The organism is Aeromonas sp. ASNIH7, assembly GCF_002903485.1.
Lineage (GTDB): Bacteria > Pseudomonadota > Gammaproteobacteria > Enterobacterales > Aeromonadaceae > Aeromonas > Aeromonas caviae.
This window is the reverse complement of sequence record NZ_CP026226.1, coordinates 2,057,501-2,082,205: the sequence shown is the minus strand read 5'-3', so window position 1 is coordinate 2,082,205 and position 24,705 is coordinate 2,057,501. Positions and strand designations below refer to the sequence as shown.

Sequence of the window (24,705 nt, the reverse complement as noted above, 5' to 3'; positions counted from 1 at the left end):
TATAACCGTATGGGGGAGAGGATGAGGTGAAAAGTCGTCGCAACTGCGGGGTGCGTCGGTTGTCTCTGGTTGCGTCAGGATGCAACAGTGGCGACAATCGTGGGCAAATCACAGTGGAGAATCATCATGTTGGCCAAAGCCATGATCGAGAAGTTGAACGAGCAGATTAATCTTGAATTCTATTCCTCCAACCTCTACCTGCAGATGAGCGCCTGGTGCGAGGACAAGGGCTTCGAGGGGGCCGCCACCTTCCTGCGCCAGCATGCGGTCGAGGAGCGCCAGCACATGGAGCGCCTGTTCACCTACGTGAGCGAGACCGGTGCCATGCCGGTGCTGGGGGCCATCGAAGCGCCTCCCCATGAATTCAAGTCCCTGGGTGACATCTTCCGCACCACCCTGGAGCACGAGTATCACATCACCAAGTGCATCAACGGTCTGGCCCATGTCGCCTTCACCACCCAGGATTATTCCACCTTCAACTTCCTGCAGTGGTACGTGGCCGAGCAGCACGAAGAGGAGAAGCTGTTCAAGAGCATCGTCGACCGTCTGAGCCTGGTGGGCGAGGATGGCAAGGGCCTCTATTTCATCGACAAGGAGCTGGCCGAGCTGGCCAAGGGCGCACCGGCCAGCATCATGGACGGCAACGCCTGATAGTCGTGGACACTTAGTGTTCAGTCAGTACAATGACGGCCCCTTGTAAAGGGGCCGTTTTCTATTTGCAGGTGTCCTTGTACCGCTGTGCTGGTGTCTGCCGGGTACAATGACGGTCCTTTAAGGTAAAGGGGCCGTTTTTCTTTTGATGGGTGAGTGACGATGAAACAGGTGGATGTGGTGGTGATCGGTGCCGGGGCGGCCGGATTGATGTGTGCGGCCCAGGCTGGCTACCGGGGTCGCTCCGTGCTGGTGCTCGACAACGCCAAGAAGCCGGGCCGCAAGATCCTCATCAGCGGCGGCGGTCGCTGCAACTTCACCAATCATCAGGTGGGTCCCCATGCCTTCCTTTCGGCCAACCCCCACTTCTGCAAATCGGCGCTGGCGCGCTATACCCAGCAGGATTTCATCGATCTGGTGGACAGGCATGGCCTGAACTACCACGAGAAGACGCTGGGCCAGCTCTTCTGCGACGACAGCGCCAAGGATATCGTCGACATCCTGCTGACCGAGTGCGACTGGGCTGGCGTGACCCTGCAGTTCCAGACCGAGATCCTCACCGTCAGCAAGACAGATGAAGGCTTCGTGCTCGACACCAGCAAGGGGGAGATCGCCTGCTCGTCGCTGGTGGTCGCCACCGGCGGCCTCTCCATGCCGAAACTCGGTGCTACCCCTTATGGCTTCAAGCTGGCGGAGCAGTTCGGCCTCACCGTGCTGCCGACTCGCGCCGGGCTGGTGCCCTTTACCCTGCATCAGGCCGACAAGGAGGCCTTCGCCGATCTGGCGGGGGTCAGCCTGCCGGTGGCGGTGACCGCCGAGGATGGCACCCGCTTCAAGGAGGCCATGCTGTTCACCCATCGCGGCCTCTCCGGCCCCGCCATCCTGCAGATCTCCTCTTTTTGGCTGGCGGGGGAGAAGATTCACATCAACCTGCTGCCGGATCTCGACATTCCAGAGACCCTCAAGACCTGGGTCCAGGCCCATCCTGCCCAGGAGCTGAAAACCGTGCTGGGGCGCGAGCTGCCCAAGCGCTTCGTCGACAAGCTGGTGGAGCTGGGATGGCTGGTGAGCAAGCCGATGCGCCAGTACAACGAACGGGAGCTGGAGGCGGTGGCCACCCTGCTGGGGGATTGGCAGATCCTGCCCAACGGCACCGAAGGGTATCGCACCGCCGAAGTGACCTTAGGGGGAGTGGATACCAACGCGCTCTCCTCCAAGACCATGGAGGCGCGCACCGTGCCCGGCCTCTACTTCATCGGCGAAGTGGTCGATGTGACCGGCTGGCTCGGTGGTTACAATTTCCAGTGGGCCTGGTCGTCGGGCTGGGTGGCAGGCCAGTACTGCTGAGGGATGCCGCATCCTTGCTGTGAATGGTCCCGTCAGCGGCCTCTCGGGTGACAACTTCCAGTGGGCCCGGTCGTCGGGCTGGGGGAGAGGCCGTACTGCTGACAAAGAGGCTCAGCGGATGAGTCCGAGCGGATCGGGCCGTGTCAGGCGGCCCGAGTGATGGAACCAGACGCGGCCTGCTCAGGCCGCGTTTTTTATGGTCGGTCGCTGGCTGCCGCTTGGCCTCTAGCCTCTCCTGATATTGGGCAGGAAGGCGGTCAGCAGGCCGATAAGGGGCAGATAGGCGCAGACCTGATAGACGGTTTCGATGCTGGTGGCATCGGCCAATTTGCCCAGCAGGGCGGCCCCTATCCCTCCCATGCCGAAGGCGAAGCCGAAGAAGAGGCCGGAAATGGTGCCGACCTTGCCGGGTACCAGATCCTGGGCGTAGACCAGGATGGCGGAGAAGGCCGACGCCAGGATGAGGCCGATGACGATCGACAGCACCGAGGTCCAGAACAGGTCGACGTGGGGCAGCAGCAGGGTGAAGGGAGCGACGCCGAGGATGGAGATCCAGATCACCCGCTTGCGCCCGATGCGATCGCCGAGTGGCCCGCCGAGCACTGTCCCAGCCGCGACGGCAAACAGGAAGGCGAACAGATAGAGCTGGGCGCTCTCCAGCGACAGGTGGAACTTGTCCATCAGGTAAAAGGTGTAATAGCTGCTCAGGCTGGCCATGTAGAAGAACTTGGAGAACATCAGCAGACCGAGGATAGCCAGTGACCAGCCAATCTGGCGGCGGCTCAGGCCGGTGCCAGCATGGGCCCTCATCCGCCGATGGAAGCTGGCAGCATGGTGGCTGGACCAGCGGCCGACGAAGCTGAGCACGATGACCCCGATGAGTGCGAACAACGAGAACCAGGCCGCACTGCCCTGTCCCTTCGGCACGATGATGAGCGCCGCGAGCAGGGGGCCGATGGCCGATCCCAGATTGCCGCCGATCTGGAACAGAGACTGGGCCAGACCGGGCTGGTTGCCGGCCGCCATGCGGGCGACCCGAGAGGATTCCGGGTGGAAGACGGAGGAGCCCATGCCGATCAGCATGGCCGACAACAGCACGGCGCCAAAGCTGCCTGCCTGCGACAGGTAGAGCAGCCCCACCAGCGTGAAGCCCATGCCCAGAGGCAGGGAGTAGGGTATGGGTCTGCGGTCGGTATAGAGGCCGATCAGGGGTTGCAGCAGCGAGGCCGTGAACTGGTAGGTGAGGGTGATGAGACCTATCTGGGTGAACGACAGATCGAGCCCCAGCTTCAGGAGGGGATAGATGGCCAGCAGTACCGACTGCATCATGTCGTTCAACAGGTGCGAGAAGCTGATGGCGGCGATCACCGGATAAGCGGTGGTAGTCGGGTTGTCCACCGCGGGCGGGGCGGTGATCGGGGTGTCGGTACTCAAGGTCTTGTCCATGGCTGGGGGATCACTCCCTCTACCATGCCCTATCCCGGCGTATCTGGACATAACCAAAGTGGGCGAACTCCCGGATTGCGTTCGCGTGGCGCGCAGGCCGTTCATGCTGACGGCGTGTGGATGGCTGGTCAGATCTTGTGCTTGGCGCGGGGCGGATTAGTATAGAAGGCCTGCCGCCGTTATCCGGCCCATCGCCCGCCATGGAGGGAACATGTTCGAAAGCCTGGGTGTCATCAACGTCTGGACCTATCTGGTCGGTCTCTTCTTCATCATCATCGCCCCGGGCCCGAACTCCCTCTATGTGCTGCGAACCGGTGCCGTGCGCGGCATAGGCCCGGGTTATCGCGCCGCCCTCGGCGTCTTCGTCGGCGATGCCATCCTCATTTTCTGCGCCTATCTGGGGATCGCGTCCCTCATTCGCACCACCCCATTGCTCTTTACCCTGGTGCGCTATCTGGGCGCCATCTACCTACTTTATCTGGGGGTGAAGATCCTGCACGCGAACTTCATCGCCAAAAAGGCGGGACCGGCGTCCGATATGGATCCCGGTGAGCGCTATTTTACCAAGGCCCTCACCCTGAGCCTCACCAATCCCAAAGCGATCCTGTTCTACGTCTCTTTCTTCGTGCAGTTCATCGACTTCAGCTATGCCCACACCTGGATCTCCTACCTGGTGCTGGCTGGCATGCTGGAAGCGATGAGCTTCGTCTACCTGACCCTTCTGATCTTCGGCGGTACCCTGATGGCCCGCTTTTTCCGTCAGCGCCAGACGGCGGCCCGTCTCGGCAACGGCCTTATCGGCCTCTTCTTCATGGGGTTTGCGGCCAGGCTGGCGACGCTCTCCTCCTGACCCTGGGGATTGCTGACCGTCCGGTGTCGGGCACCTAGTCTGGCCAGCAATCCTTGCCCACGGGGATGAAGCGGGACTGGTAGACGATGAGCTTCTGGTTGCCCGGCTGATTGATCCCGGGATTGTGGTAGGTCTCCCCGGGCAGCAGGTACTTGCTGTCCGCCTCGCTGTCCGCCTGCTGGCAGCCCCGTTTCACCATGAACTCGAAATAGGTGTTGCCGGTATTGGTGATGGCGCTCTGTGCCGGGTCCAACTGGTATGCAAAACGTGACTGACGCGGGCGCACCACCAGGATGGACTGCAGGGCCAGTTTCACCTCGACGGTTCCCCGGTGCTGCGTCTGGCTGCCTTCATCCACCTGGGCTGCCGGTGACTCGGTGAAGGTGATGCGGTAGTAACGCTCATGGTCATCGGCGGGCCCCTTGTAGTAGAACTTGACGTTCTGGGCATGTCTGGCGTGCAGGGTGAAGCGCCTGGGGGCAAACAGCAGCTCACCGGGGACGGTGGGCAGTGTTCTGCCTCTGGCCGTGGGGTCGCTGATTTTTTCCATTTGTATGTCGTACAGCTTGGGTGAAGCACTGTTGTTGGTCAGGGTTCTGGTAATGAACTCCTGCTCTGGCGCCATGGCAAGAGTCATGGCGCCGATGTCGAGGGCGGCGGCCTGTGAGGCCAGCAAGCCGCCCAGCAAGGGCCAAAGTAGACGATGCATGTTGTACTCCATGGTCAGCGCCAGGTCCCCTTGATGATGATGGTGCCGCTTTGTTCCACCTCGCCTTCCCACATCTCGTCGCCCATGGTGCGCTGCACCATGGGATCGGTCAGGTCGAATTCCAGCGCCAGCTTGTAAAACCGGGTGATGCCCTGGCCGTTGACGGGATCATTCCACTCCTGTGGTGGTTGATTGTCCTGTATTCCGAGGGTGCGAATATCCACCGGTGTGCGATCGCAGCGAATGGCGTGCCGTGAACCCGCTCCATGAGCCACCGAATCGAATACCAGCCTGGTAGGGATGGGGACGGCCTGTTCAGGTGCGAAGGAGCCTGCCGGATAGAAAGTGCAATATCCCCGATAAGGCGACCCCCTGTCCTGTGAAATAGAAATTTCCAGCATATCGGCACTGATGGGGCCGCTATCAGAGATATTGTATGAGAAGCTCAGAATGTCTTTTCCGACCTGCCCCTCCCTGTAAGGATTGCTGACGCCCTCCGAAGACAAGATGGATACGCTGAAGTCCCGTGGTTTTATATGAATTTCGGTTGTGCCGCTGAATTCATAGTATCCACTCTCGGGAGCATATCCATTCTTCATATTGAAGTTGATCAGACTGCGAGTCAGTTGATCTTGCAGTCCCAGCCTTACAACTTGTTTGAAGAAATTGCTGGACAAGAAAAGATAAACAGATGGCTGTCCTCTTAAATAGCTGATGTTGTAGCGAGAGCCTTTGCTTGCCCAATTTTTCAAATCTGCGCTCATTTGCAGATCCGCAGAACCAATGGCGCTATTCAGCGAGCTGTTTTTGACATTGGTATACATGTAGGGCTCGGTGTAGTTCTGACTGCCATCTTCATTGAAGTTGTAATCAAGAAAACGACACAAAATCCCATCTCGGGTACCCAGCCTGTAATTCTCACAGCCTTGTGAACCGGGCAAGACATAAGGAACACCATTGCTGTCCACAATGACTTCACTTATTGCATTGGTTTGTACGAAACGAAGATGGCCGGCCTTCTTGTGCTGCATGTTTCTGACGTACCAGTTTCCGCTGTTCTGATTGATACAGCGTTCACCGGCTGCCGCGTCATATTTTAGCGTGGTCCTGCACAGGTTCATCTCCCTGTTCAAAACAGCTCCGACAGGCATGGTTCGAAGATAATCAAAGAAACTTGCACTCAATTTGCCATGTCCCCACCCGGCAGATGCCCCAATGAGACCGAAGAAGCCCAAATCATCAACGACGGCCGGCTTGTTGACCGCCTCAGCGGTATCGGGGTCACAACGGGTATAAGACATGATGCAGCGTTGGTTGACATAAGGACGGCGAATAGGGCCGTTTTCCCACATATCGACGTTCCAGTTGTTGATATCGGTGTTGTATCCGTTATCAACGTACGCCAGGCTCACCTGACCATTTCCTTTGAGCGAGGTCCAGGCATTTGCGCCGGTCAGACGCGGATCCAGGCCATCAGTCGGCGCAACAAACAGGTTGTTGTCTTCCTGATTTTCAATTAACAGAAAATGGCGCAGCGCGGCATTCGGCCAGACGGTTTTGGATACAGCCGCACTGCCTTGCTGTGCCCAGCCGGCGCCAAGTGCAATGACCAGCAGCAATCTGTGTGTGATGTTCATGTTCAATACTCTCTCACCATGGCGTAGGTGGGCAGTCCTTGGCAGGTCACGATGCCGACCCAGGCCGCGCCCGTGTGTTGTGCAAGATCCAGGTCGGCTTCACAGAAGTCGCTTCCCCGGCGGAAAGTCAGCATGGGGTTGGCCTTGTCCACGTCCAGGGTGAACTCGCCGACCTCGTTGGTCACCGTGGTGCCGATGTGGTTGTCAATGCGGGCGTTAGCAAGCAGCGAGCCATCTTCTGCCCTGAGTACGCCAAACACGGTGACCATCTCCTTGATGCTGCTGCCGGCATCCAGAGTGGCGACGTTGCCGGGGAACAGGGTGTAGCGCTGCTTGCCGGTGTTGATGTCATAGCTGTCCTTGCCCGTCTTGCTGTTGAGCAGTTCCACTTCGTATTCCTGATAAGGCGGGAGCGCCAGGAAGGTCTGTTCCCCTTGCAGGGGGTAGTCCTGTCCATTCACCTTGGCGAGCATCTGTCCTTCCCGGTGGATGCCGGTATTGATGATGAGGCCTGAACCAGAGGTGCTCCGGCTGGATGCGATCACGTCGTTCTCCGTGGTGATCAGGGCACCCCGTGCAATCAGGTTGCCATTCACGTCGCCGCCATGACCGCGACCCAGCGTCATGGTGCCGCCGATGACCCTGTTCTCGAACCCCAGGGTGCCGGAAGGCGCCATATTGTGTGTGTCGCTGCCGTGCATCATGCGGGAGGCATTCAGCGCGGCCAGATTGATGGCTCCCTCCATGCGCTTCTGATAGTTGAGGTTGGCCGTGGTCTGGCCCTGCTCGTTGCTGCTCATGCCGAAGCTGAACAGATTGTCGAACGGGATGGAGTAGTCCAGGGTGATGCTCTTGTTGCTGAATCCATTGAGTGTGCCACTGTCGCTCTGCAGGCTGGCGCGCATGGAGAGGTTGCCGTATCGGCCCGCATAGAGGTGCTGGTAGTAATCCGCATAACTGCGATCGCTGTTCATCTGACGGTCGTGCGTGGTGTTGAAGGTCAGCTGGCCCATGCCGCTGACCCAGCCACCCAGATTGATCGTGATGCCGGCAGAGTAGAGCTCGGTTGCACTCACTCCCAGGGCATCGCCTGCATACAGTTTTTCCTGGCTGACCCACAGGGAGGCATTGTCATGGGCTTGCAAGGAAAGGCTGGACGCCAGCCGCCAGGAGTGATCGGTGGACAGCATGCTTTGTAACTGGGTGCCGAGGCGATCCGTGACCTGCCAGCTTGCGCGTGCCTCGCCGACGGCCGCATCCCTGAAAGCATAGGTGGTCGTCGCCAGATCAAGGGTATCCAGCGAGCGTGCCAGCGACAGACCGAGCAGGGGGGAATCGCCGCTGTGCTGGCTGTTCTCCATCATGCCTCCCCACCATTGCCATCCCCACTCCCGGGTAAAGCCCTGATTGCCGCCCAGCTTGGTGACTCGCTGGGTGGTCGTGCTGGTCAGGCGGCCGTCGACATAGACTTCGACCGTGACGTTGTAGACCCCGTTGGGGAACGCGGAGGTGTCGATGTGCTGGTTGCCGATCGCCAGGTTTTGCAGGCCTATCAGGCGTTCATCCCGATAGACCCTGGCCTCGCCGTTGGCGGGCATGAAGACTTGCACCGGAGTGGTCGATTCGTTGGTGGTCTGTTTTCGAGATTGCGCCTGGTTGCCATAGGATGCGCCGTAGAGGCGACCCGTGGTCAGGCCCGTCACCACCCCCAGGGTCTGCAGGTCCCATGTCGAGACCATGCCTGCTGCGATGCGGCGATCATCGAGATCCCGTTCGTACATGGCGCGGTAGATGTCGCCGCTCTGCTCCGGCTCACCCAGGTTGTAAAGGGATGCATCCACGGCGACATGGTGCGCGCCCAGCCCTACGGTACTCTCCAGCTGCAGGAAATTGGAGTCCTGGTGCCCGCTCTGGGGGGTATTGATGAAGGAGTAACCCAGGTTGTAGCGCTGTACGCCCGTCAGGGTGTCCACCGTCGGGGTCAGTGCGACACGGTTGTCAGATTGCCTCGCCTGGCCAAAGGCATCCCGTGACACCCGGATGGTGAGCAGCATGGCGACGAGGTCCAGCTGCATGCTGGCATCGGCATCGATCTGCAAGGCGCCATCGGCAGAAAAGGTGCGTCTTTGCTTGCTGGAGAGCAGAGTGGTAAGGGCATCGTTCAGCACGCCTTGCTGCTGGCCGGCACTGAAATCAAGGTGCAACAAGTGCAGCTTGCCGTCTTGCAGCAGCAGGGTGGCATTGCCGATGGTGTCGTCGGTCAGGGTGTCGATCCTGTTGTCCTCATCCGTGTATCGCAGGCGTACCGGTACCGCCAGCCCCTCTTCCAGCGCCTTGGCAAAACTGGCAGGAATGATGACGTTGGCAATTTTGAGAGGGGCAGCAGTGCTGGCCGAGGCTGACATCGCAATCAGCCAGGAGAGCGGCAACAGCCAGGCTTTTTTCAACATATCGAGCACCATGGTTCCGGGTGTGGAGATCGAGAGCCGTCACCCTGCAAGAGGGTGGGGCGGCACCGTGATAGGGGGTTACTTGATGACGACGAATTCCTGACCCAGCCAGAGTCCCAGGTGGCTCTTTGGATCACGCATATTGACCTGCTTGAACCGGCGTTGCTTGCCCGGCAGGTCGTAGTAGGTTTCCTTGCACAGCTCCTCGCCTTTCAGGCAGGGGCCATACGCTACCGTGCGATAGGAGGCATTGCCCTGGTTGGTGAGCGTGTCGTCCTTCAGGTCATAGGCGAACCGGTGCTGGCGTGGTGTTACCACCAGAATGGTGCCTATCTGTGCTGACGTGGTGGCAACAGCCTGACGGCGTTCGTTGCGCTGATCGTCGACGGAGAGCGCCGTGTCCAGCCAGCGGATGCGGTAGTAACGCTCCTTGTCATCCTGCGGACCCTTGTAAAAGAACCTGACGTTGTTTTTGGCATTGGCGGGCAGCATCAGCCGACTGGGTGACAACATCAGCTCGCCGCTGACTTCCATGGGGATCTCCTGCCCTCCCTCTTCCGGTGAGGTGATGCGTGTCACGCTGATCGTGACCAATCTGGCCTGGTCACTGCCATTTTCAATCTGTTTGGCGACCTCCTGGCTGCCTGCATCAATGAAGGTGGTGACGGCGCCGACATTGATCGCCTGGCTGATACCGGGAATGAGCAGCAGCCATATCGCTGCAATTTTCAGGTTCATGATGTGCCCCTAAGAGAACAAAGGGCCCCGCAGGGCCCTCAATGGTAAGCGGTGGATGAGTTAGCTCCAGTTCGCTACGAACTCGACGTTGACTTCACCGCTCCACAGGCCGTCCGGCAGGGCGTCAAAGGTGGTGGGGGTGCCGCTGGCAGTGGCACTTTCAATGTTGAAAGTGAAGGAACCCTGCGCTGTGACGCGTTCGGCATCGTTCTTGAAGCCGTTGGCAAGAGGAGAAAGATTCCCCCCCGTGATGCCGGCAGCGGTGTCGATCAGGGTGGTGTAGGCGGTTGTGCTGACCGGTGCGCCGCCCCACAGCACGCCCACATCGACGGTGGAGTCGCCACCCAGGTGATTCAGGGTGCCGTTCAGCTTCTTCGCCTTCAGGGTGAAGTCGGTCGCGCTGGCATCACCCTTGATGGCGACATCGAACAGGCCGTTGACGGTGTTGAACCCCTTGATCCCTTCGGCATATTGGAAGGAGAGGCTGGAGAGCGGGGTGACCACCAGCTCGGAAGTGGTGTCTTTCTTGGCAGTGGCCTGCCAGGTCGCGACGGCAGACGCTTCTACGGCGGCTTGAGCGGTGGCGGCAAAGCCCAGGGTAGCCACGGACAGAGCAATCAGAGTCTTCTTCATTACGATATTTCCTACATATCTTCTGGATGGTATTGACCACCCGGTTGGTTCATTGCCCGTCAGGGGCATGCCTTGCCACGTTGGCGACGATTCGACCGGTCGTGGCAGCCGGACCTGGAATATGTTTCTCCTCGGACCAGCTTGTTTTTTCGTCGACTAAGATAACGATCGGATCTGTTTTGATCGACCGAATGGTGCGTAGGAAAAATCTCAAAGGATGATGGGGCGCAAACTTTATAAAATAATTGATTTCCCTTTCCTTTCAGTGGGTTGTTGTGTCTCATGTATTTGATTTATATGTTTTTTAGGTCTTTTATTGCGGGAGGAAGAGCACAGGGAAAACCGGGAAGGAGGGGACATCAACGAGGGAGGGGACCCGGCCACCACCAGGCTCCATACGAGGCAAATAAAATGCAATATATTGATAAATATATAAAAAATAAATGAAGCTATAATGGTGATTAACTTGAGAATGCCATTTTTATATTTATTTAACATATTGAAAACAAGATCAAGCTGTATGGTGTCGTTGCTTGATTTGTAGTTAATATGCTCGTCGGACAGGGCTGAATAACGGATCTATATATGGCGAAGGTATTGATAGTTGATGATCATCCAGCAATAAGAATGGCCGTGAACATGTTGTTGAAACAGGAAGAACATCATGTGTTAGGCGAGGTTGATAATGGTGTTGATGCTATCGCCATGGCCAGGAACACCCATCCAGATATTGTCATTCTTGATATTGGAATACCTCAGCTTGATGGCATCGAAGTGATAAAGAGAATCAAGATGCTGGATATTGGCGCCAAGATTCTGGTGCTGTCTGCACAGTCCACCCACCATATTATGGTGCGGTGCCTGCAAGCTGGTGCCGAGGGGTTCTTGTCCAAGCTGGATGATTTGTATTTGCTGAAGGATGCGATCGCAAAAATAGAGAAGCGGCAACTCTATTACCCCCGTGACGTCATCGCCGGCGCCAGGCATGCCCATACGGTCGATCGGGAAGATCTGCTGTCGACCCTCTCTTCCCGCGAGATGAGCGTGCTGCTGCAGATTTGTCAGGGTCATGCCAACAAGCAGATTGCCCAAAGCATGCTGTTGAGCGAGAAAACCGTCAGTACCTACAAGACCCGGTTGATGAAGAAACTCAACATCACCAACATCGTTGATCTGATCAGTCTGGCCAGACGGCAGAAACTGCTGTGAACAGGGCGAAATTGCTGTTGCTTCTGCTGGCGCTGGTCTGGGTGTGGCCGCTGGCGGCCCAGGAACCGGAAGAGCCCCTGCTGCAAGTCTATTCGCGGGATGGCGGGGAATACCTCGATGCCAGCCCCTTGCCGCTGCATGGGGAGGAGTGGCGCTGGTTGCAGGAGCGCGAGCGGCTGATCCTGGGGGTGCCCAGACCTGACAACCCGCCTATGGACATCACCCTGAGGGCGAATGCTTATGAAGGGGTGACGGCCGACATCGTCGGCATGTTGACCCATCTGCTGCACATCGAGATCCTAGTGAAGGGATATCCCTCCAGGGCGGCTGCCATTGAAGCGCTCCAGCGGGGGGAGATCGATCTGCTGAGTACCTCCAATTCCTATGAGCGGGAACAGCATCTTCTGCTGACTGACAAATATATTGCTGACGACCCAGCCATCTATAAAAACATTCAGGTCAAAGAGCGAGAAATAAGAACAATAGCCGTGCCGGAGTATTATTTGCCGTTCATGGACATCATGCGCTATCTGTCGGACTACAAAATTAAAATATACCCGTCCCGCTATAGTGCATTGTCCGCGGTGGCATATGGTCAGGTTGATGCCGTCATGGTGGACATGATCTCCGGCAATTTCATCGTCAACAAGTTCTATCAGAGCAGCATTCAATTATTGAAGCCGCTCTATATCGATACCGCCGGTTTTGCCTTTGCCCTCAATCCCAAGGAGCGGCGACTCAAGAGGATCATGGATATCGCGCTGGGGGAGATCCTCGAGGGCAAGCGGGCGGAAGTGGCCAAGCGCTGGAATGGGGGGGGCCTCTCCATCGGTGCCAGCAGAATCGACCTGAGCCGCGAGCAATGGGAATGGCTGAGCAAACGGGAGAAGATCCGGATTGCGGTGAACAGCGGCATCCCGCCCCTCAGTTTCTATGACGTCACCGGTACCATGCACGGCGTGGTCGCCGATCTGCTGCAGGTCATGCGAGCCAAGCTGGGGGTGGAGCTCGAGGTGGTGCCTGCCAAGACGCCGGAGCAGATGACCCAGTTGCTGGATAGCGGCCAGGTGGATGCGGGGGTGTTGAGCCCTTCTGCCGAGCGCAGGAACCGCTATCTGTTCAGCCGGGCCTTTGTCCTCGATCCCCTCTCCTATGTGGTGGGGCTGCGCCACCGGGAGGTCCCCCCTGCATCGCTGCTCAAGACCGGCACCGTGGCCATGGTCAGAGGCTTTATCTCGACCCAGGCCATCGAGGCGGAATACGGCAAGCTGACGTCGCGGCAGTTCGATACGATTGAAGATGCCATGCGCTGTGTGGCGATGGATGTGTGCGATGTGACCATACTGCCGCTGCGGGTGGCCAAGTACTACGTGAACAGCAAATTCCCCGACAGCCTGATCATTACGGGGGAGCTGTTCGATTCCATCCCCATCGGTGCCGCGTTGGCGGTCACCCCCGCGCATCCCGTACTGCGGGACATTCTGGACAAGGTGATTGCCATCATTCCGCCGGATGAGCTGGAAGGGCTCTCCAACCGCTGGCGGGTCAATGTCAAACAGGAGAGTGTCTCCTGGCAGGAGTTGATTCAGGAGTTCGGGGTCTTTATCGCCTTGATCCTGCTGCTGACCCTCTGGGTTGGCCTGTGGGGGCTGTCCCTGCGCAAGCAGATCCGCGAGCGGCGACTGGTGGAGGGGGCGCTGAGCACCCAGCTCAAGTTCATCGCCGATCTGGTGGACGGGACACCTCACCCCATCTATGCGCGGGATTTGAACGGGATCCTGGTACTGTGCAACAGCAGCTATGCCAGCTTCCTTGGCGAGTCCAAGGTCAGCCTGCTCGGCACGGGCCTGGACGACGCGCGAACGCGCTGGCCTTTTCTTGCTCCCCTGCACGGGGATCTGGTGCTTTCCTGTGACAGCCGCCGTGCCCAGGAGGGGGATCACCGTCTGGTCCTGCCGACGGGCGGGGTCGACGTCTATCACTGGGTTCAGCCTTACTACGATCTGGACGGCAATGTGCAGGGGGGCGTGGGAGGCTGGATCGACGTCAGCGAACGGGTACGCCTGCTCGATGAGCTGGCGGTGGCCAGCCAGGAGGCCCAGGAGGCAAACCGTGCCAAGAGCACCTTCCTCGCGACCATGAGCCACGAGATCCGTACCCCCATGAATGCCATCATCGGCTTGCTGGAACTGGCGCTCAAGCGGGGTCGGCTGCACGAGGAGGATCAGGCCTCCCTCGCCATTGCCCATGGCTCGGCCAGCGATCTGCTGAGCCTCATCGGCGACATCCTGGATATTTCCAAGATCGAGTCTGGCCGGTTCGAACTTGCCCCCGAACCCCATGACATCGTGACCCTGACAGCATCGGTCGTTACCGTCTTTACCGCGCTGGCGAGGCAGAAAAATCTGCGGCTGGATCTCGTCACGGGCAATCCTTCCTGGGTGCAGATCGATGGTCTTTGTTACAAGCAGATCGTCTCCAACCTGATCAGCAACGCCATCAAGTACACCGAGCGTGGGTCGGTCACGGTGACGCTGGCCTCCCGGGTCAGCGATGGCTGGTGTACCGTGCAGCTCACCATTCTGGATACCGGAATCGGCATTGATCAGGCCGAGCAGGCCAGGCTGTTCGAGCCCTTCAGCCAGGCCAGCCAACCCGAGAAAATCCAGCAGTCGGGTACTGGGCTGGGTCTGATGATCTCCCGCTCCCTGTGCGAGACGATGGGCGGCTCCCTGCAACTGGAGAGTGCGCCCGGGCAGGGGACCCGGGTCAGTATCGAGATCAAGCTGCCGGTGGCCGATGCCGTGGCGATGCCCGCCACGCCTGCACAGGAGCCGGCGGTGGAGCCGGTGCGGCGACTGAAGATCATGGTCGTGGACGATCATCCAGCCAACCGGTTGCTGGTCAGCCAGCAACTGGCTTATCTGGGTCATGACGCCACGGCCGTCGAGTCGGGAGAAGAGGCGCTGCGGCTGCTGATCGGAGCCAGGGTGGATGTCATCATGACCGACTTCAACATGCCCGGCATGAACGGCTTCGAGCTGGTTCGCCAATGCCGGGAGCTGGAGCGGCTGCACGGCTGGCGACGCACCGTGATCCTCGGGCTGACGGCCGATGCGCGGCAGGAGCAGATCAATGAAGGGCAGGCGGCAGGGATGGATGACTGTCTGTTCAAGCCCGTCGGACTGGAGGCGCTCGATCACTGCCTGCGTCGGCACATGCAGCGGGAAGAGCAGAGTGACATGGTCGTCTGCATGGAGGAGATCCGGCGGTATCTGGGGCCGCTGACCGCACACCAGTCGACCCTGATGGTGCCTCTGCTGGCCGAGTTCGTGCGGGCCAGTGACGACGATATCGCGGGATTGCAACGGGCCGCGGAGGAGGGGCATGTCGGCCAGTTCATCGACCGCATACATCGCCTGAAAGGGGGCGCCAGGATCATGGGCACTCTGAAACTGGTGGCGACCTGCAGCGAAATAGAATCCTGGGAGCTCGATCAGGCCAGGCTGCCCGAGGCGCTGGCCCGTTTGCAGCAAGAGTACGAGGTCGTTCGGCTGGCGGCGACCCAACTGCAGGTGATGGAAGGGGAGGAATGAAGGCATGGGAACATGCCTTCGGCTCCTGTGGTCAGCCCAGCCAGTACACCATCAACTCATAGGCGGCTTCGCCCACCTGGTCCGGTCTGGCTGACGGGGCCTGATAGCTGAGGTAATAGCGGGTCGCCTGCGCCAAGGGGAGGGCGCGGCTTGCTTCGAGGGGTTGTCCGTTGAGCGCCAGCGTGATCCGGAGATCATCCTGCTGTGGCAGGGAGCCGTAGAGTGCGCGGGCTTGCAAACGATAGGTGGTGTTGAAATCCGGGTGGCTCAGGTCTGCTGCCAGGATCTGGACGGGAGCCTGTGCCGGATCCGAATTGATGGCCTGGAGGCCTGGGTGGGTAAGCGCTACTTCCATGTTGGTCTCTTTGCTGGCGGTGGCCTGCCAGTTCAGCTGGCTCACCTGCGTATTGGCGTGAACGGCGGCACTGCTGCAACCGATCATCACTGCCAGCACCATGCTTTTTTGAAACATAGTTATCTCCTTTGTCGGACTGGGCCCTCCTTGGCGAGGGCCTCCTCTTATCGGCGCTTTCCCCGAAAGCTGAACCGCTCTCCCCGGATTCGCCCATGAGTCGGCGGCAGATAAGGGGTATGATCCGCCCCCTGGCGCCATGCCATTGACGGAGGAGAGCCATGCTCGAAAATCAGATGATGTTGTTGGCGGTGTTTGAGCGGGCGGCGCTGATGCTGATGACGCTCTTTCTTCTCACCCGCACCCGGCCGTTTCAGCGATTGTTCCAGAAGCGTGACCACACCCCGGCCGAGCTGGTGCTGGTGGCGGCCATCTTCTGTCTGTTCGCGGTGTTCAGTACCTACACCGGCATTCCGGTGGAGGGGGCCCTCATCAATGTGCGGATCATCGCCATCATCTCGGGCGGCATCCTGTTCGGCCCCTGGGTCGGCATTCCGGCCGGGGTCATCTCGGGGCTGCACCGCTATCTCATCGACATGGATGGCCACACCTCCATTCCCTGTCTCATCGCCAGCATCATCGCCGGCCTGCTGGCCACCTGGCTGCACCTGCGCTGTCGCAAGTCGCGGCTCTGGCTCTATGGCATCCTGGCGGGGATGGCCTGCGAGGGGCTGACCATGCTGCTTATCTGGCAACTGACCGAGCCCCATGCGGTAGGTGTGGAGATAGTCAGTCATATTGCCTACCCGATGATCGCCGGTGCGCTCTGTATCGGGCTCATCATCAAGCTGGTGCAGGATCTGGATGACGAGAAGGAGCTGATTGCCGCCAAGCAGGCCAAGCTGGCGCTCGACATCGCCAACAAGACGTTGCCGTTTTTCCAGAACATTGATCGCCACTCCCTGAGCCAGGTGTGCGGCATCATTCGCAGCGAGATCAGCGCCGATGCGGTGGCCATCACCGATACCCGCGACGTGCTGGCCTATGTGGGGGTGGGCAAGGATTACTACGAGCTGGACGAGCATCACGCCATCAGCGACATGACCCACAGAGCGGTGCTGCTGGACCAGATCATCATCAACAACGATCTGCGCCAGTATCACCTCTCCGATTTTCACTCGGTCATCATTATTCCGCTGCGGGAAAACGGCGCCGTCAGCGGCACCCTCAAGATCTATTATCGCCGCACCCACAGCATCACCAGCTCCCTCAAGGAGATGGCGGTGGGCCTCTCCCAGCTCATCTCCACCCAGATGGAGGTGTCGCGTATCGAGCAGCTCAAGGAGATGACCCGCAAGGCGGAGTTCACCGCGCTGCAGAGCAAGATCAACCCCCACTTCCTGTTCAACGCCCTCAATGCCATCTCGTCGCTGATCCGCATCCGTCCCCAGCAGGCACGCCAGCTCATTGCCAATCTGGCGGATTACCTGCGCTACAACCTCAACAAGGGGGACACCCTCATCGACATCCAGGAGGAGCTGCAGCAGGTGCGCGACTACGTGGCCATCGAGCAGGCCCGCTTCGGCGACAAGCTGGAGGTGGTGTTCGAGGTGGACGACGTGCATATCCAGGTGCCGAGCCTGCTGTTGCAGCCGTTGGTGGAAAACGCCATCCTGCACGGCATCCAGCCCCGCAGTGCGCCGGGTCGGGTCACCATCGAGGTGAAGCAGCTGGCGGGCGGCATCCGGGTCGCGGTGCGCGACACAGGCTACGGCATCAGCCAGGCGGTGATCGACGGGGTCGCCGCCGGTCGGGTGGAGAGCCGCAGCATCGGTCTGATGAACGTGCATCAGCGGGTCAAGCTGCTCTATGGCGACGGCCTGCACCTCAAGCGGCTGGAGCCGGGGACCGAAGTCTGTTTCTATCTGCCTGATCAGGAGGCAATGCCATGCTGAAAGCGATCATTGTGGAAGATGAGTATCTGGCCCGCGAGGAGCTGGCCTTTCTGGTGGGGCAGCACAGCAACATCGAGATAGTGGCGAGCTTCGAGGACGGGCTGGAGGCGTTCAAGTATCTGCAGGATCACGAGGTGGACGTGGTGTTTCTGGATATCCAGATCCCCGCCATCGACGGCCTGCTGCTGGCCAAGAACCTGCACAAGTCCAGCCATCCGCCCCACATCGTCTTCGTCACCGCCTACAAGGAGTTTGCGGTGGAGGCGTTCGAGCTGGAGGCATTCGACTACATCCTCAAGCCCTACAACGAGCCGCGCCTCATCAATTTGCTGCAAAAGCTCGAACTGGCGGGCAAGTCCCAGCCCCAGGGTGCGGAGTCCGGGACGCCACAGAACCGCACCGTCAATCTGGTGAAGGGGGAGCGCATCATCGTCACCCCCTGCGAGCAGATCTACTACGCGGAAGCCGACGAGAAGCTGACCCATGTCTACACCCGTACCGATCGCTACGTGATGACCATGACCCTCAGCGAGTTCGTCAGTCGGTTGCCTGCCGAGGGGTTCTTCCGCTGCCACCGCTCCTACTGCGTCAACATCAACAAGATCCGCGAGATAGTGCCCTGGTTCAACAGCACCTATCTCATTCGGCTCCATGACCTGCCGTTCGAGGTGCCGGTCAGTCGCAGCAACATCAAGGCGTTCCGTCAGCTGATGCGGCTCTGATTGTTATTCATTCCCGCCGATCTGCATTTCATGCCGTAATCGGTCGGCGGGAGCGGCGTCTTGCCTATAGTGGCCCCAGTTTCCTTAAGGCCATTCCTCGAGACGCATCATGACCATCGATCTGAATCGCACCCGTTACCTCACCCTGTTGGGGACCATCATCACCCAGTTCGCGCTGGGATCCGTGTACACCTGGAGCCTGTTCAACGCCCAGCTCTCCGACAAGCTGGACGAGCCGGTCAGCCAGGTCGCCTTCGCTTTCGGCCTGCTCAGCCTCTCCCTGGCGGTGGCCTCCTCCCTGGCGGGCAAGCTGCAGGAGCGGTTCGGGGTGCGCAACGTCACCCTGGGCGCCGGCGTGCTGCTCGGCATCGGCTTCTTCCTCACCGCTCATGCCAGCAACCTGGCGATGCTCTACCTCTGCGCCGGCATCCTGGTCGGTTTTGCCGACGGTACCGGTTACCTGATGACCCTCTCCAACTGCGTGAAGTGGTTCCCGGAGCGCAAGGGGCTCATCTCCGCCTGCTCCATCGGTGCTTATGGCCTCGGCAGCCTGGGTTTCAAGTACATCAACCTGCTGCTGCTCTCCAGCAATGGCCTTGAGACCACCTTCCAGCTGTGGGGGCTGATCGCCATGTCCATGGTGCTGGTGGGTGGCATGCTGATGAAGGATGCGCCCCAGCAGGCCGCCGCCGTGCAGCAGAGCGAGAGCCGCGACTTCACCCTGGCCGAGGCGATGCGCAAGCCCCAATACTGGATGCTGGCGCTGATGTTCCTCACCGCCTGCATGAGCGGTCTCTACGTCATCGGCGTAGCCAAGGACATCGGCGAGAAGATGGTGGGCTTGCCGGCCGTGGTCGCCGCCAACGCCGTCGCCATCATCGCCATGGCCAACCTGGGCGGCCGGCTGGTGCTGGGCATCCTCTCCGACAAGATGTCCCGTATCCGGGTCATCACCATCGCCCAGTTGATTACCCTGGCGGGCATGGCGCTGCTGCTGTTCGTGCCGCTCAATGCCAACCTCTTCTTCGTGGCAGTGGCCTGCGTGGCGTTCAGCTTCGGCGGCACCATCACCGTCTACCCCTCGCTGGTGAGCGACTTCTTCGGCCTCAACAACCTGACCAAGAACTACGGCGTCATCTATCTGGGCTTTGGTCTGGGCAGCATCATCGGCTCCATCGTGGCCTCCCTGTTTGGCGGCTTCATGGCGACTTTCAACCTCATTCTGGTGTTGCTGGTGGTGGCCCTGGTGCTCTCCCTCACCATCCGCCTGCCGGCTCCCGTTGCGGCTGTCGACAGGGCCTGACCCCTCTCGCTTCTCAAGTCATAAAAAAAGACCCGGGCCTTGGCCCGGGTCTTTGCATGTCAAGGGGTGGACTCAGCGCGGAGGCAGACCCAGCAGGGCGCGCAGCTGGTGCGCGGTGGCCTCGACCGCCGCCCAGTCGCGGCCAGTGACGGTGACGTGGCCCATCTTGCGGCCGGGGCGGGCTTCGCCCTTGCCATAGAGGTGAAGGTGCACCCCGGGCAGGGCCAGGGCGCCGGCCCAGTCCGGCGTGCCGTCTTGCCACAGATCCCCGAGCAGGTTGAGCAGGATGGCGGGCTGAACCTCAGCCTGTGCCGGCAGCGGCAGATCGCACAGGGCGCGCACCTGCAACTCGAACTGGCTGCAACCGGCGTTGTCGATGCTGGGATGACCCGAATTGTGGGGCCGGGGGGCCATCTCGTTGACCAGCAGTTCACCGCCGACCAGGAAGAACTCCACCGTCAGCACACCCACATAGTCGAGGGCGGCGATGATGTGCTCGGCGATGCGCTGGGCTTCGCGCTCCAGGGCGGGCACATTGGCCGGGGAGCGGGTCTGATCCAGGATGCCGCCGCTGTGCCAGTTCTGCACCAGAGGCAGGGCACTGATAGCACCGCTCGGACTGCGGGCCAGGGTGAGGGCAAACTCCCCCTCCAGTGGCAGGCGTTTTTCCAGCACGCAAGGGACACCGCTGGCGGCCAGGGCCGCTGGCAATTCGCCCGCATTGTGGATAGTCCACTGCCCCTTGCCATCGTAGCCCTCGCGGGCGGTCTTGAGGATGGCGGGGAAGAGGTCGCTTGGCAGGGCGGGCAGCGGCTCGCCGGGCAGCAGGGTCAGGTTCGGGGCAACCGGTACGCCGGCGCGGGTCAGGAAGGCTTTCTCTTCCCGGCGATCCTGACAGACACGTACTGCGCTCGCGGCCGGGCGCACCGGCTTGTACTGCTCCAGCAGGGCCAGGGAGGCTGCGGGCACGTTTTCGAACTCGCAGGTGATAGCGTCGCAGCGGCTGGCCAGATCGCGCAGGGCATCGGTATCGTCATAGGCGGCCACGATCTGCTCGTCGGCGGCTGCACCGGCGATGCTGATGGGGTCCGGGTCCAGCACGATCACCTTGTAGCCGAGACGGTGGGCAGACATCACGAAGTAGCGGCCGAGCTGGCCGCCACCGAGCATACCCAAAGTGGCGGGGGGCAGTATCATGCCGGCTCCTCCAGGGTGAGCGCCAGCACCCGGTCGCGCTCCTTGGCGCGGAAGCCATCGAGCTGCTGGTGATAACGGGGAGCGTCGCCATCCTGGGCGACAGAGAGCAGGGACACGGCGAACAGACCGGCATTGGCGGCACCCGCCTCGCCGATGGCGAAGGTGGCGACCGGCACGCCCTTGGGCATCTGTACGATGGAGAGCAAGGAATCCATCCCCTTGAGCTGGCGGGTGGGGATGGGCACGCCCAGCACCGGGATCGTGGTCTTGGCGGCCAGCATGCCCGGCAGGTGGGCTGCGCCGCCGGCGCCGGCGATGATGGCGCGCAGACCGCGATCGCGCGCACTGGCGGCATATTCAAACAGGAGATCCGGGGTGCGATGGGCGGATACGACGCGCGCTTCATAGGGCACGCCGTGCTCCTTGAGGATGCGGGCGGCGGCCTGCATCACGGGCCAGTCAGAGTCGGAGCCCATTACCAGGCCGATCATAGGGGGGGTCGTCATTACGGCTTCCTCGGATGTCAAACGTTTGCCGCATGTTACCAAAAAGCCGTGGGATCTGGCTCAACATTTCTTGTGTTTGACCCGCTCGAATGACGGTCAACGAGCCTCAAGGTACGAGAGGGGGCGAGGATCTGCGCCACTTGGCACCGACTTTGGGTAAAAACGACATTAGAAATCCAGATGGCTATACATCCAAGACGGCTCTGCCTATAATCCCCCGCTTTGGCGCATCATGCTTAAAAGGGAATCCGGTGAGAATCCGGAGCTGGCGCGCAGCGGTAAGGGGGAACGAAGCGACATCAGGGCACTGCCGTCAGGTGGGAAGCCGTCGCCGTAGGCCATCAGCCCCCAAGCCCGAAGACCTGCCAAAGTTCGTATTTCGGGCCGAGAGAAACCGGCCACGAAGTAGATGCTTACGCGAACTTAAGGATCTCTCATGTCCAAGACATTATTGGCGGCTGCCCTGTTGCCAACGGCGGCCTTTGCCCAACAACTGACCATCCCCGTCAATCCCACCATGGTGGTGACCGCTACCCGTGTCGCCCAGCCTGCCTCCAGTGTGCTGGCTCCCGTCAACGTGGTGACCCGTGACGAGATCGATCGCCTGCAAGCCCAGACCGTGACCGACGTGGTCAAGACCCTGCCCGGCGTGGAAGTGGTCAGCAACGGCGGCCGCGGCCAGCTCAGCTCGCTGCGGGTACGTGGTGGCACCTCTTCCCAGACCCTGGTGCTGGTGGATGGGGTGCGCAGCGCCTCTCTGACCGCCGGGATGACCGAGCTCAACAACCTGCCCCTCAACCAGGTGGAGCGGATCGAATATATCCGCGGTGCACGCGCCACCATTTATGGATCCGATGCCATCGGTGGGGTCATCAATATCATCACTCGCCCGGATCAGGGGACCAATCAACACAAGTTCAACTTGGGTGCGGGCTCCCACAAGCAGCGTCAGGCCGCCTTCAGCAGCGCCAGCCAGGTGGGTGATGCGGGTCAGATCAAGGTCGCTGGTGGTTTCGATGACGAGACCGGCTACAACGTGCATCCCATCGTCGGGGTGAACGATGGCGACAAGCATGGCCACCGGGGTTACAACGCCATGGTGGATTATCAGCAGGCGCTGGCCAGCAACTGGGATCTGTTCGGTACGACCCGTTGGTTCCGCAACATTGCCCAGTACGACAGATCCTCTGCCGCTTCCGCCTGGGGCCCGGCGTTTCATCAACGCAACGAGACCTGGACCGAGAACCAGAGCTACCAGCTCGGCTCCCGCTATCATGACGAGCGCTACCTGAGCGAACTGCGCGGCGCCTTCTCCAAACAGGATGCCTACGACTACCCGGATACCAGCGGCCGCGATCAGTCCGCTGATCGACTCTATACCCGTCAATACACCCTGAACTGGGTCAACAGCGTCAAACTGGACGAGAGCTGGACCCTGGGGGGCGGCGCCGACTGGCAGCGCGACATGCTGGACGATAGTTCCCGCTCCTCTGGCGTCGCCTTCCCGAGTGACGCCGATGAGCGTGACAACACCGGGCTCTATGCCCTGGCCCAGTTTGACAACCAGGTCTGGCAGGCCGAGCTGAGCGGTCGCAGCGATGACAACGAGCAGTTCGGACGTCACAACACCTGGCAAACCGGCGCTGGCTGGCGCTTCGTTGAGGATTATCGCCTCAGTACCCGCTACGGCACCGGTTTCCGTGCCCCCTCCTTCAACGATCTCTACTACCCAGGGTCCGGCAATCCTGATCTGAAGCCGGAAGAGTCGAAAAGCCACGAGTTGATGCTGGACGGACAGACCGCTGGTGTGGAGTGGCGCTTGACCGGTTATCGCAACGACTTCGAGCAGATGATCCAGTGGGCACCGGACAGCCAGGGCATGTGGACGCCGCAAAACGTCGGCAAGGCGCGGATTGAAGGGGTTGAGCTGGAAGGGGAGTTCGAGACCGGCTGGCTGAGCCATCGCGTTTCCGCCGAATACAAGGATCCCAAGGACAAGGTCACCGACAAGCAGTTGCAGCTGATCTCCCGCAAGGGTGCCAAGTGGGTGAGCCAGGCGCAGTGGCAGCAGTTCGATGGCTCCCTGAGCTGGATCTACCAGGGTGAGCGTTATGGTGACGCGGCCAATACCACCCAGCTGGGCGGCTACAGCGTGTGGAACCTGGCGGTGGGCTATCAGGTTGCACCGTCCTGGAAGGTCTCCGGCAAGATCAGCAACCTGCTGGACAAGGAATACCAGACCTCGGTGGGTTACCCGGCTGACGAGCGTGCCTACTATGTGACGGTGGACTACGCACTCTGATCCCCTTGTCTGGATCTGAAAAATCAGGGGCCCTGCCATTGGCAGGGCCTTTTCTATTGGCGCCGGGCGGGAGTATGATCGCGGCCTCGCATTCAAGGGGGAGCTCAGGTGGCCAATATTCTCGTGTTCGACTCCGGTATGGGCGGTCTGACTGTCTATGGGGAGATCCGTCGCGCTCTGCCGGAGCACAACTATTTCTACAGTTTCGACAATGCCCACTTTCCCTATGGCGAGCTGAGTGAGGCTGCCCTCATCGAGGCTTGTACCGGACTGGTCAGCCACATGGTGGCCGAGCACGCCATCGATCTGGTGGTGATCGCCTGCAATACCGCCAGCACCATTGCCCTGCCATCCCTGCGTACCGCACTCAGCATTCCCGTGGTCGGCGTGGTCCCCGCGATCAAGCCTGCCGCCGCCCTGACCCGTAACGGCTACATCGGTCTGCTGGCAACGCCCGGCACCGTCAGCCGTGACTATACCCATGAACTCATCGCCCAGTTCGCCCCGGGCAAGCATGTGCTGCTGAAGGGGGCCACCGAACTGGTTATCGAAGCCGAGCGCAAGCTGGCGGGGTTGCCGGTCAATATGGCCCTGCTCAGAGAGGTGCTCGCAGACTGGATGGAAGGGGAGGAGAGGCCGGATACCCTGGTGCTGGGATGTACCCACTTCCCCTTGCTCAACGAAGAGATCAAACAGCTGATGCCGGAATGCCAACTGGTCGATTCGGGTCTTGCCGTGGCAAGGCGGGTGGCGCATCTGCTGGCGACACTGCCGGTCCAGGCGCCTTGCGAGGGGACGGGGCGTGCCTACTGCACGCGACTGGATGCAGGGGCCCAGAAACTGACAGCCCCCTTGCAAGCTTGGGGGCTGTCGTCACTCGAAGAAGTGGTGTACTGAATATCAGGCGTCGACGTCGTTGACGTCCTTCTCATCCCGGTCCCGCTTGTCATTTGCTTCACGCACTTTCAGGGTGCGCTGCTGATACTCCTTGTCATTGAGCGCGGCGATGGCCTTGGCCGCATCGGCGACAGGCATCTCCACAAACCCGAAGCCCCTGCGTTTGCCGGTGGCCTTGTCCTTCATCAGACGAACTGACAGTACC

At 60.3% G+C, this 24,705-nt stretch carries 20 protein-coding genes and 1 riboswitch (1 of these 21 running past the window's edge); of the genes, 10 read left to right on the top strand and 10 right to left on the bottom strand.

Annotated features, from left to right (window positions below; all coding sequences use genetic code 11):
• Nucleotides 1-126: 126 nt before the first annotated feature.
• Together ftnA and C2U47_RS09815 are read left to right on the top strand one after the other, a co-directional pair.
• Nucleotides 127-651: a non-heme ferritin gene (gene ftnA, locus C2U47_RS09820; protein ID WP_010672333.1), complete on the top strand. Its 525-nt coding sequence runs from the start codon at nt 127-129 to the stop codon at nt 649-651.
• 162 nt (nt 652-813) lie between these two features.
• Nucleotides 814-1,998: an NAD(P)/FAD-dependent oxidoreductase gene (locus C2U47_RS09815; RefSeq protein WP_049637075.1), complete on the top strand. Its 1,185-nt coding sequence runs from the start codon at nt 814-816 to the stop codon at nt 1,996-1,998.
• Between the two features lie 225 nt (nt 1,999-2,223).
• On the opposite strand, the gene C2U47_RS09810 is transcribed toward C2U47_RS09815, so the two are convergent.
• A complete protein-coding gene (locus tag C2U47_RS09810; protein WP_043153738.1) occupies nt 2,224-3,444 on the bottom strand; it encodes an MFS transporter in 1,221 nt (406 codons plus the stop codon).
• A gap of 211 nt (nt 3,445-3,655) precedes the next feature.
• On the opposite strand from C2U47_RS09810, the gene leuE reads away from it, so the two are divergent.
• The gene (gene leuE, locus C2U47_RS09805) at nt 3,656-4,294 is read left to right on the top strand and encodes a leucine efflux protein LeuE (protein WP_043153740.1); all 639 of its coding nucleotides are present in this window, start codon (nt 3,656-3,658) and stop codon (nt 4,292-4,294) included.
• Between the two features lie 34 nt (nt 4,295-4,328).
• Here the strand turns inward: leuE and C2U47_RS09800 are convergent, their stop codons facing one another.
• From C2U47_RS09800 to ecpA, 5 genes are all read right to left on the bottom strand, one after another.
• The gene (locus tag C2U47_RS09800; protein ID WP_043153787.1) at nt 4,329-5,003 is read right to left on the bottom strand and encodes a fimbria/pilus periplasmic chaperone; all 675 of its coding nucleotides are present in this window, start codon (nt 5,001-5,003) and stop codon (nt 4,329-4,331) included.
• Between the two features lie 14 nt (nt 5,004-5,017).
• Entirely contained in the window at nt 5,018-6,640 is a 1,623-nt protein-coding gene (locus tag C2U47_RS09795) for a hypothetical protein (RefSeq protein ID WP_043153743.1), read from the bottom strand.
• 2 nt (nt 6,641-6,642) lie between these two features.
• Complete coding sequence (locus C2U47_RS09790; protein ID WP_233735883.1) at nt 6,643-9,090, bottom strand: fimbrial biogenesis outer membrane usher protein; 2,448 nt, start codon at nt 9,088-9,090, stop codon at nt 6,643-6,645.
• Between the two features lie 78 nt (nt 9,091-9,168).
• Complete coding sequence (locus C2U47_RS09785) at nt 9,169-9,828, bottom strand: fimbria/pilus periplasmic chaperone (RefSeq protein ID WP_045522689.1); 660 nt, start codon at nt 9,826-9,828, stop codon at nt 9,169-9,171.
• A gap of 60 nt (nt 9,829-9,888) precedes the next feature.
• A complete protein-coding gene (gene ecpA, locus C2U47_RS09780) occupies nt 9,889-10,461 on the bottom strand; it encodes a common pilus major fimbrillin subunit EcpA (RefSeq protein WP_010672341.1) in 573 nt (190 codons plus the stop codon).
• 585 nt (nt 10,462-11,046) lie between these two features.
• Here ecpA and C2U47_RS09775 point away from each other — a divergent pair.
• Nucleotides 11,047-11,670, top strand: coding sequence for a response regulator transcription factor (locus tag C2U47_RS09775; RefSeq protein WP_045522690.1), 624 nt, complete (start codon nt 11,047-11,049; stop codon nt 11,668-11,670).
• Nucleotides 11,667-15,266 (top strand): ATP-binding protein, encoded by a 3,600-nt coding sequence (locus tag C2U47_RS09770; RefSeq protein WP_223930646.1) that lies wholly within the window; start codon nt 11,667-11,669, stop codon nt 15,264-15,266. Before C2U47_RS09775 ends, C2U47_RS09770 begins: the two co-directional genes overlap by 4 nt.
• Nucleotides 15,267-15,297: 31 nt before the next feature.
• On the opposite strand, the gene C2U47_RS09765 is transcribed toward C2U47_RS09770, so the two are convergent.
• A complete protein-coding gene (locus tag C2U47_RS09765) occupies nt 15,298-15,738 on the bottom strand; it encodes a hypothetical protein (protein ID WP_045522692.1) in 441 nt (146 codons plus the stop codon).
• 161 nt (nt 15,739-15,899) lie between these two features.
• Here C2U47_RS09765 and C2U47_RS09760 point away from each other — a divergent pair, with 161 nt between their 5' ends.
• From C2U47_RS09760 to C2U47_RS09750, 3 genes are all read left to right on the top strand, one after another.
• Nucleotides 15,900-17,573: a sensor histidine kinase gene (locus C2U47_RS09760; protein WP_039040684.1), complete on the top strand. Its 1,674-nt coding sequence runs from the start codon at nt 15,900-15,902 to the stop codon at nt 17,571-17,573.
• Nucleotides 17,567-18,295 carry a LytR/AlgR family response regulator transcription factor gene (locus tag C2U47_RS09755; RefSeq protein WP_039040685.1) on the top strand — a complete coding sequence of 243 codons (729 nt, stop codon included), beginning with the start codon at nt 17,567-17,569 and terminating at the stop codon, nt 18,293-18,295. Before C2U47_RS09760 ends, C2U47_RS09755 begins: the two co-directional genes overlap by 7 nt.
• 109 nt (nt 18,296-18,404) lie before the next feature.
• Nucleotides 18,405-19,598: an L-lactate MFS transporter gene (locus tag C2U47_RS09750; RefSeq protein WP_045522696.1), complete on the top strand. Its 1,194-nt coding sequence runs from the start codon at nt 18,405-18,407 to the stop codon at nt 19,596-19,598.
• A 72-nt stretch (nt 19,599-19,670) separates the two neighbouring features.
• On the opposite strand, the gene C2U47_RS09745 is transcribed toward C2U47_RS09750, so the two are convergent.
• On the bottom strand, nt 19,671-20,795 hold the full coding sequence (locus C2U47_RS09745) for a 5-(carboxyamino)imidazole ribonucleotide synthase (protein ID WP_049636933.1): 1,125 nt from the start codon (nt 20,793-20,795) through the stop codon (nt 19,671-19,673).
• A complete protein-coding gene (purE, locus tag C2U47_RS09740) occupies nt 20,792-21,301 on the bottom strand; it encodes a 5-(carboxyamino)imidazole ribonucleotide mutase (protein WP_029313402.1) in 510 nt (169 codons plus the stop codon). The genes C2U47_RS09745 and purE overlap by 4 nt, the downstream gene beginning before the upstream one ends.
• A 206-nt stretch (nt 21,302-21,507) precedes the next feature.
• Nucleotides 21,508-21,685, top strand: a riboswitch (cobalamin riboswitch).
• A gap of 52 nt (nt 21,686-21,737) precedes the next feature.
• On the opposite strand from purE, the gene C2U47_RS09735 reads away from it, so the two are divergent.
• Both C2U47_RS09735 and murI read left to right on the top strand, forming a co-directional pair.
• Nucleotides 21,738-23,603 carry a TonB-dependent receptor domain-containing protein gene (locus tag C2U47_RS09735; RefSeq protein WP_049636934.1) on the top strand — a complete coding sequence of 622 codons (1,866 nt, stop codon included), beginning with the start codon at nt 21,738-21,740 and terminating at the stop codon, nt 23,601-23,603.
• 108 nt (nt 23,604-23,711) lie between these two features.
• Nucleotides 23,712-24,500 (top strand): glutamate racemase, encoded by a 789-nt coding sequence (murI, locus tag C2U47_RS09730; protein WP_049636935.1) that lies wholly within the window; start codon nt 23,712-23,714, stop codon nt 24,498-24,500.
• 3 nt (nt 24,501-24,503) lie between these two features.
• Here murI and C2U47_RS09725 read toward each other — a convergent pair whose 3' ends face one another.
• On the bottom strand, nt 24,504-24,705 hold the 3' end of the coding sequence (locus tag C2U47_RS09725) for an RNA recognition motif domain-containing protein (RefSeq protein WP_041212101.1). The gene runs 290 nt beyond the window's last position; only the last 202 of its 492 coding nucleotides appear in the window; the start codon falls outside the window, past its right edge — the gene reads right to left on this strand; the stop codon is at nt 24,504-24,506.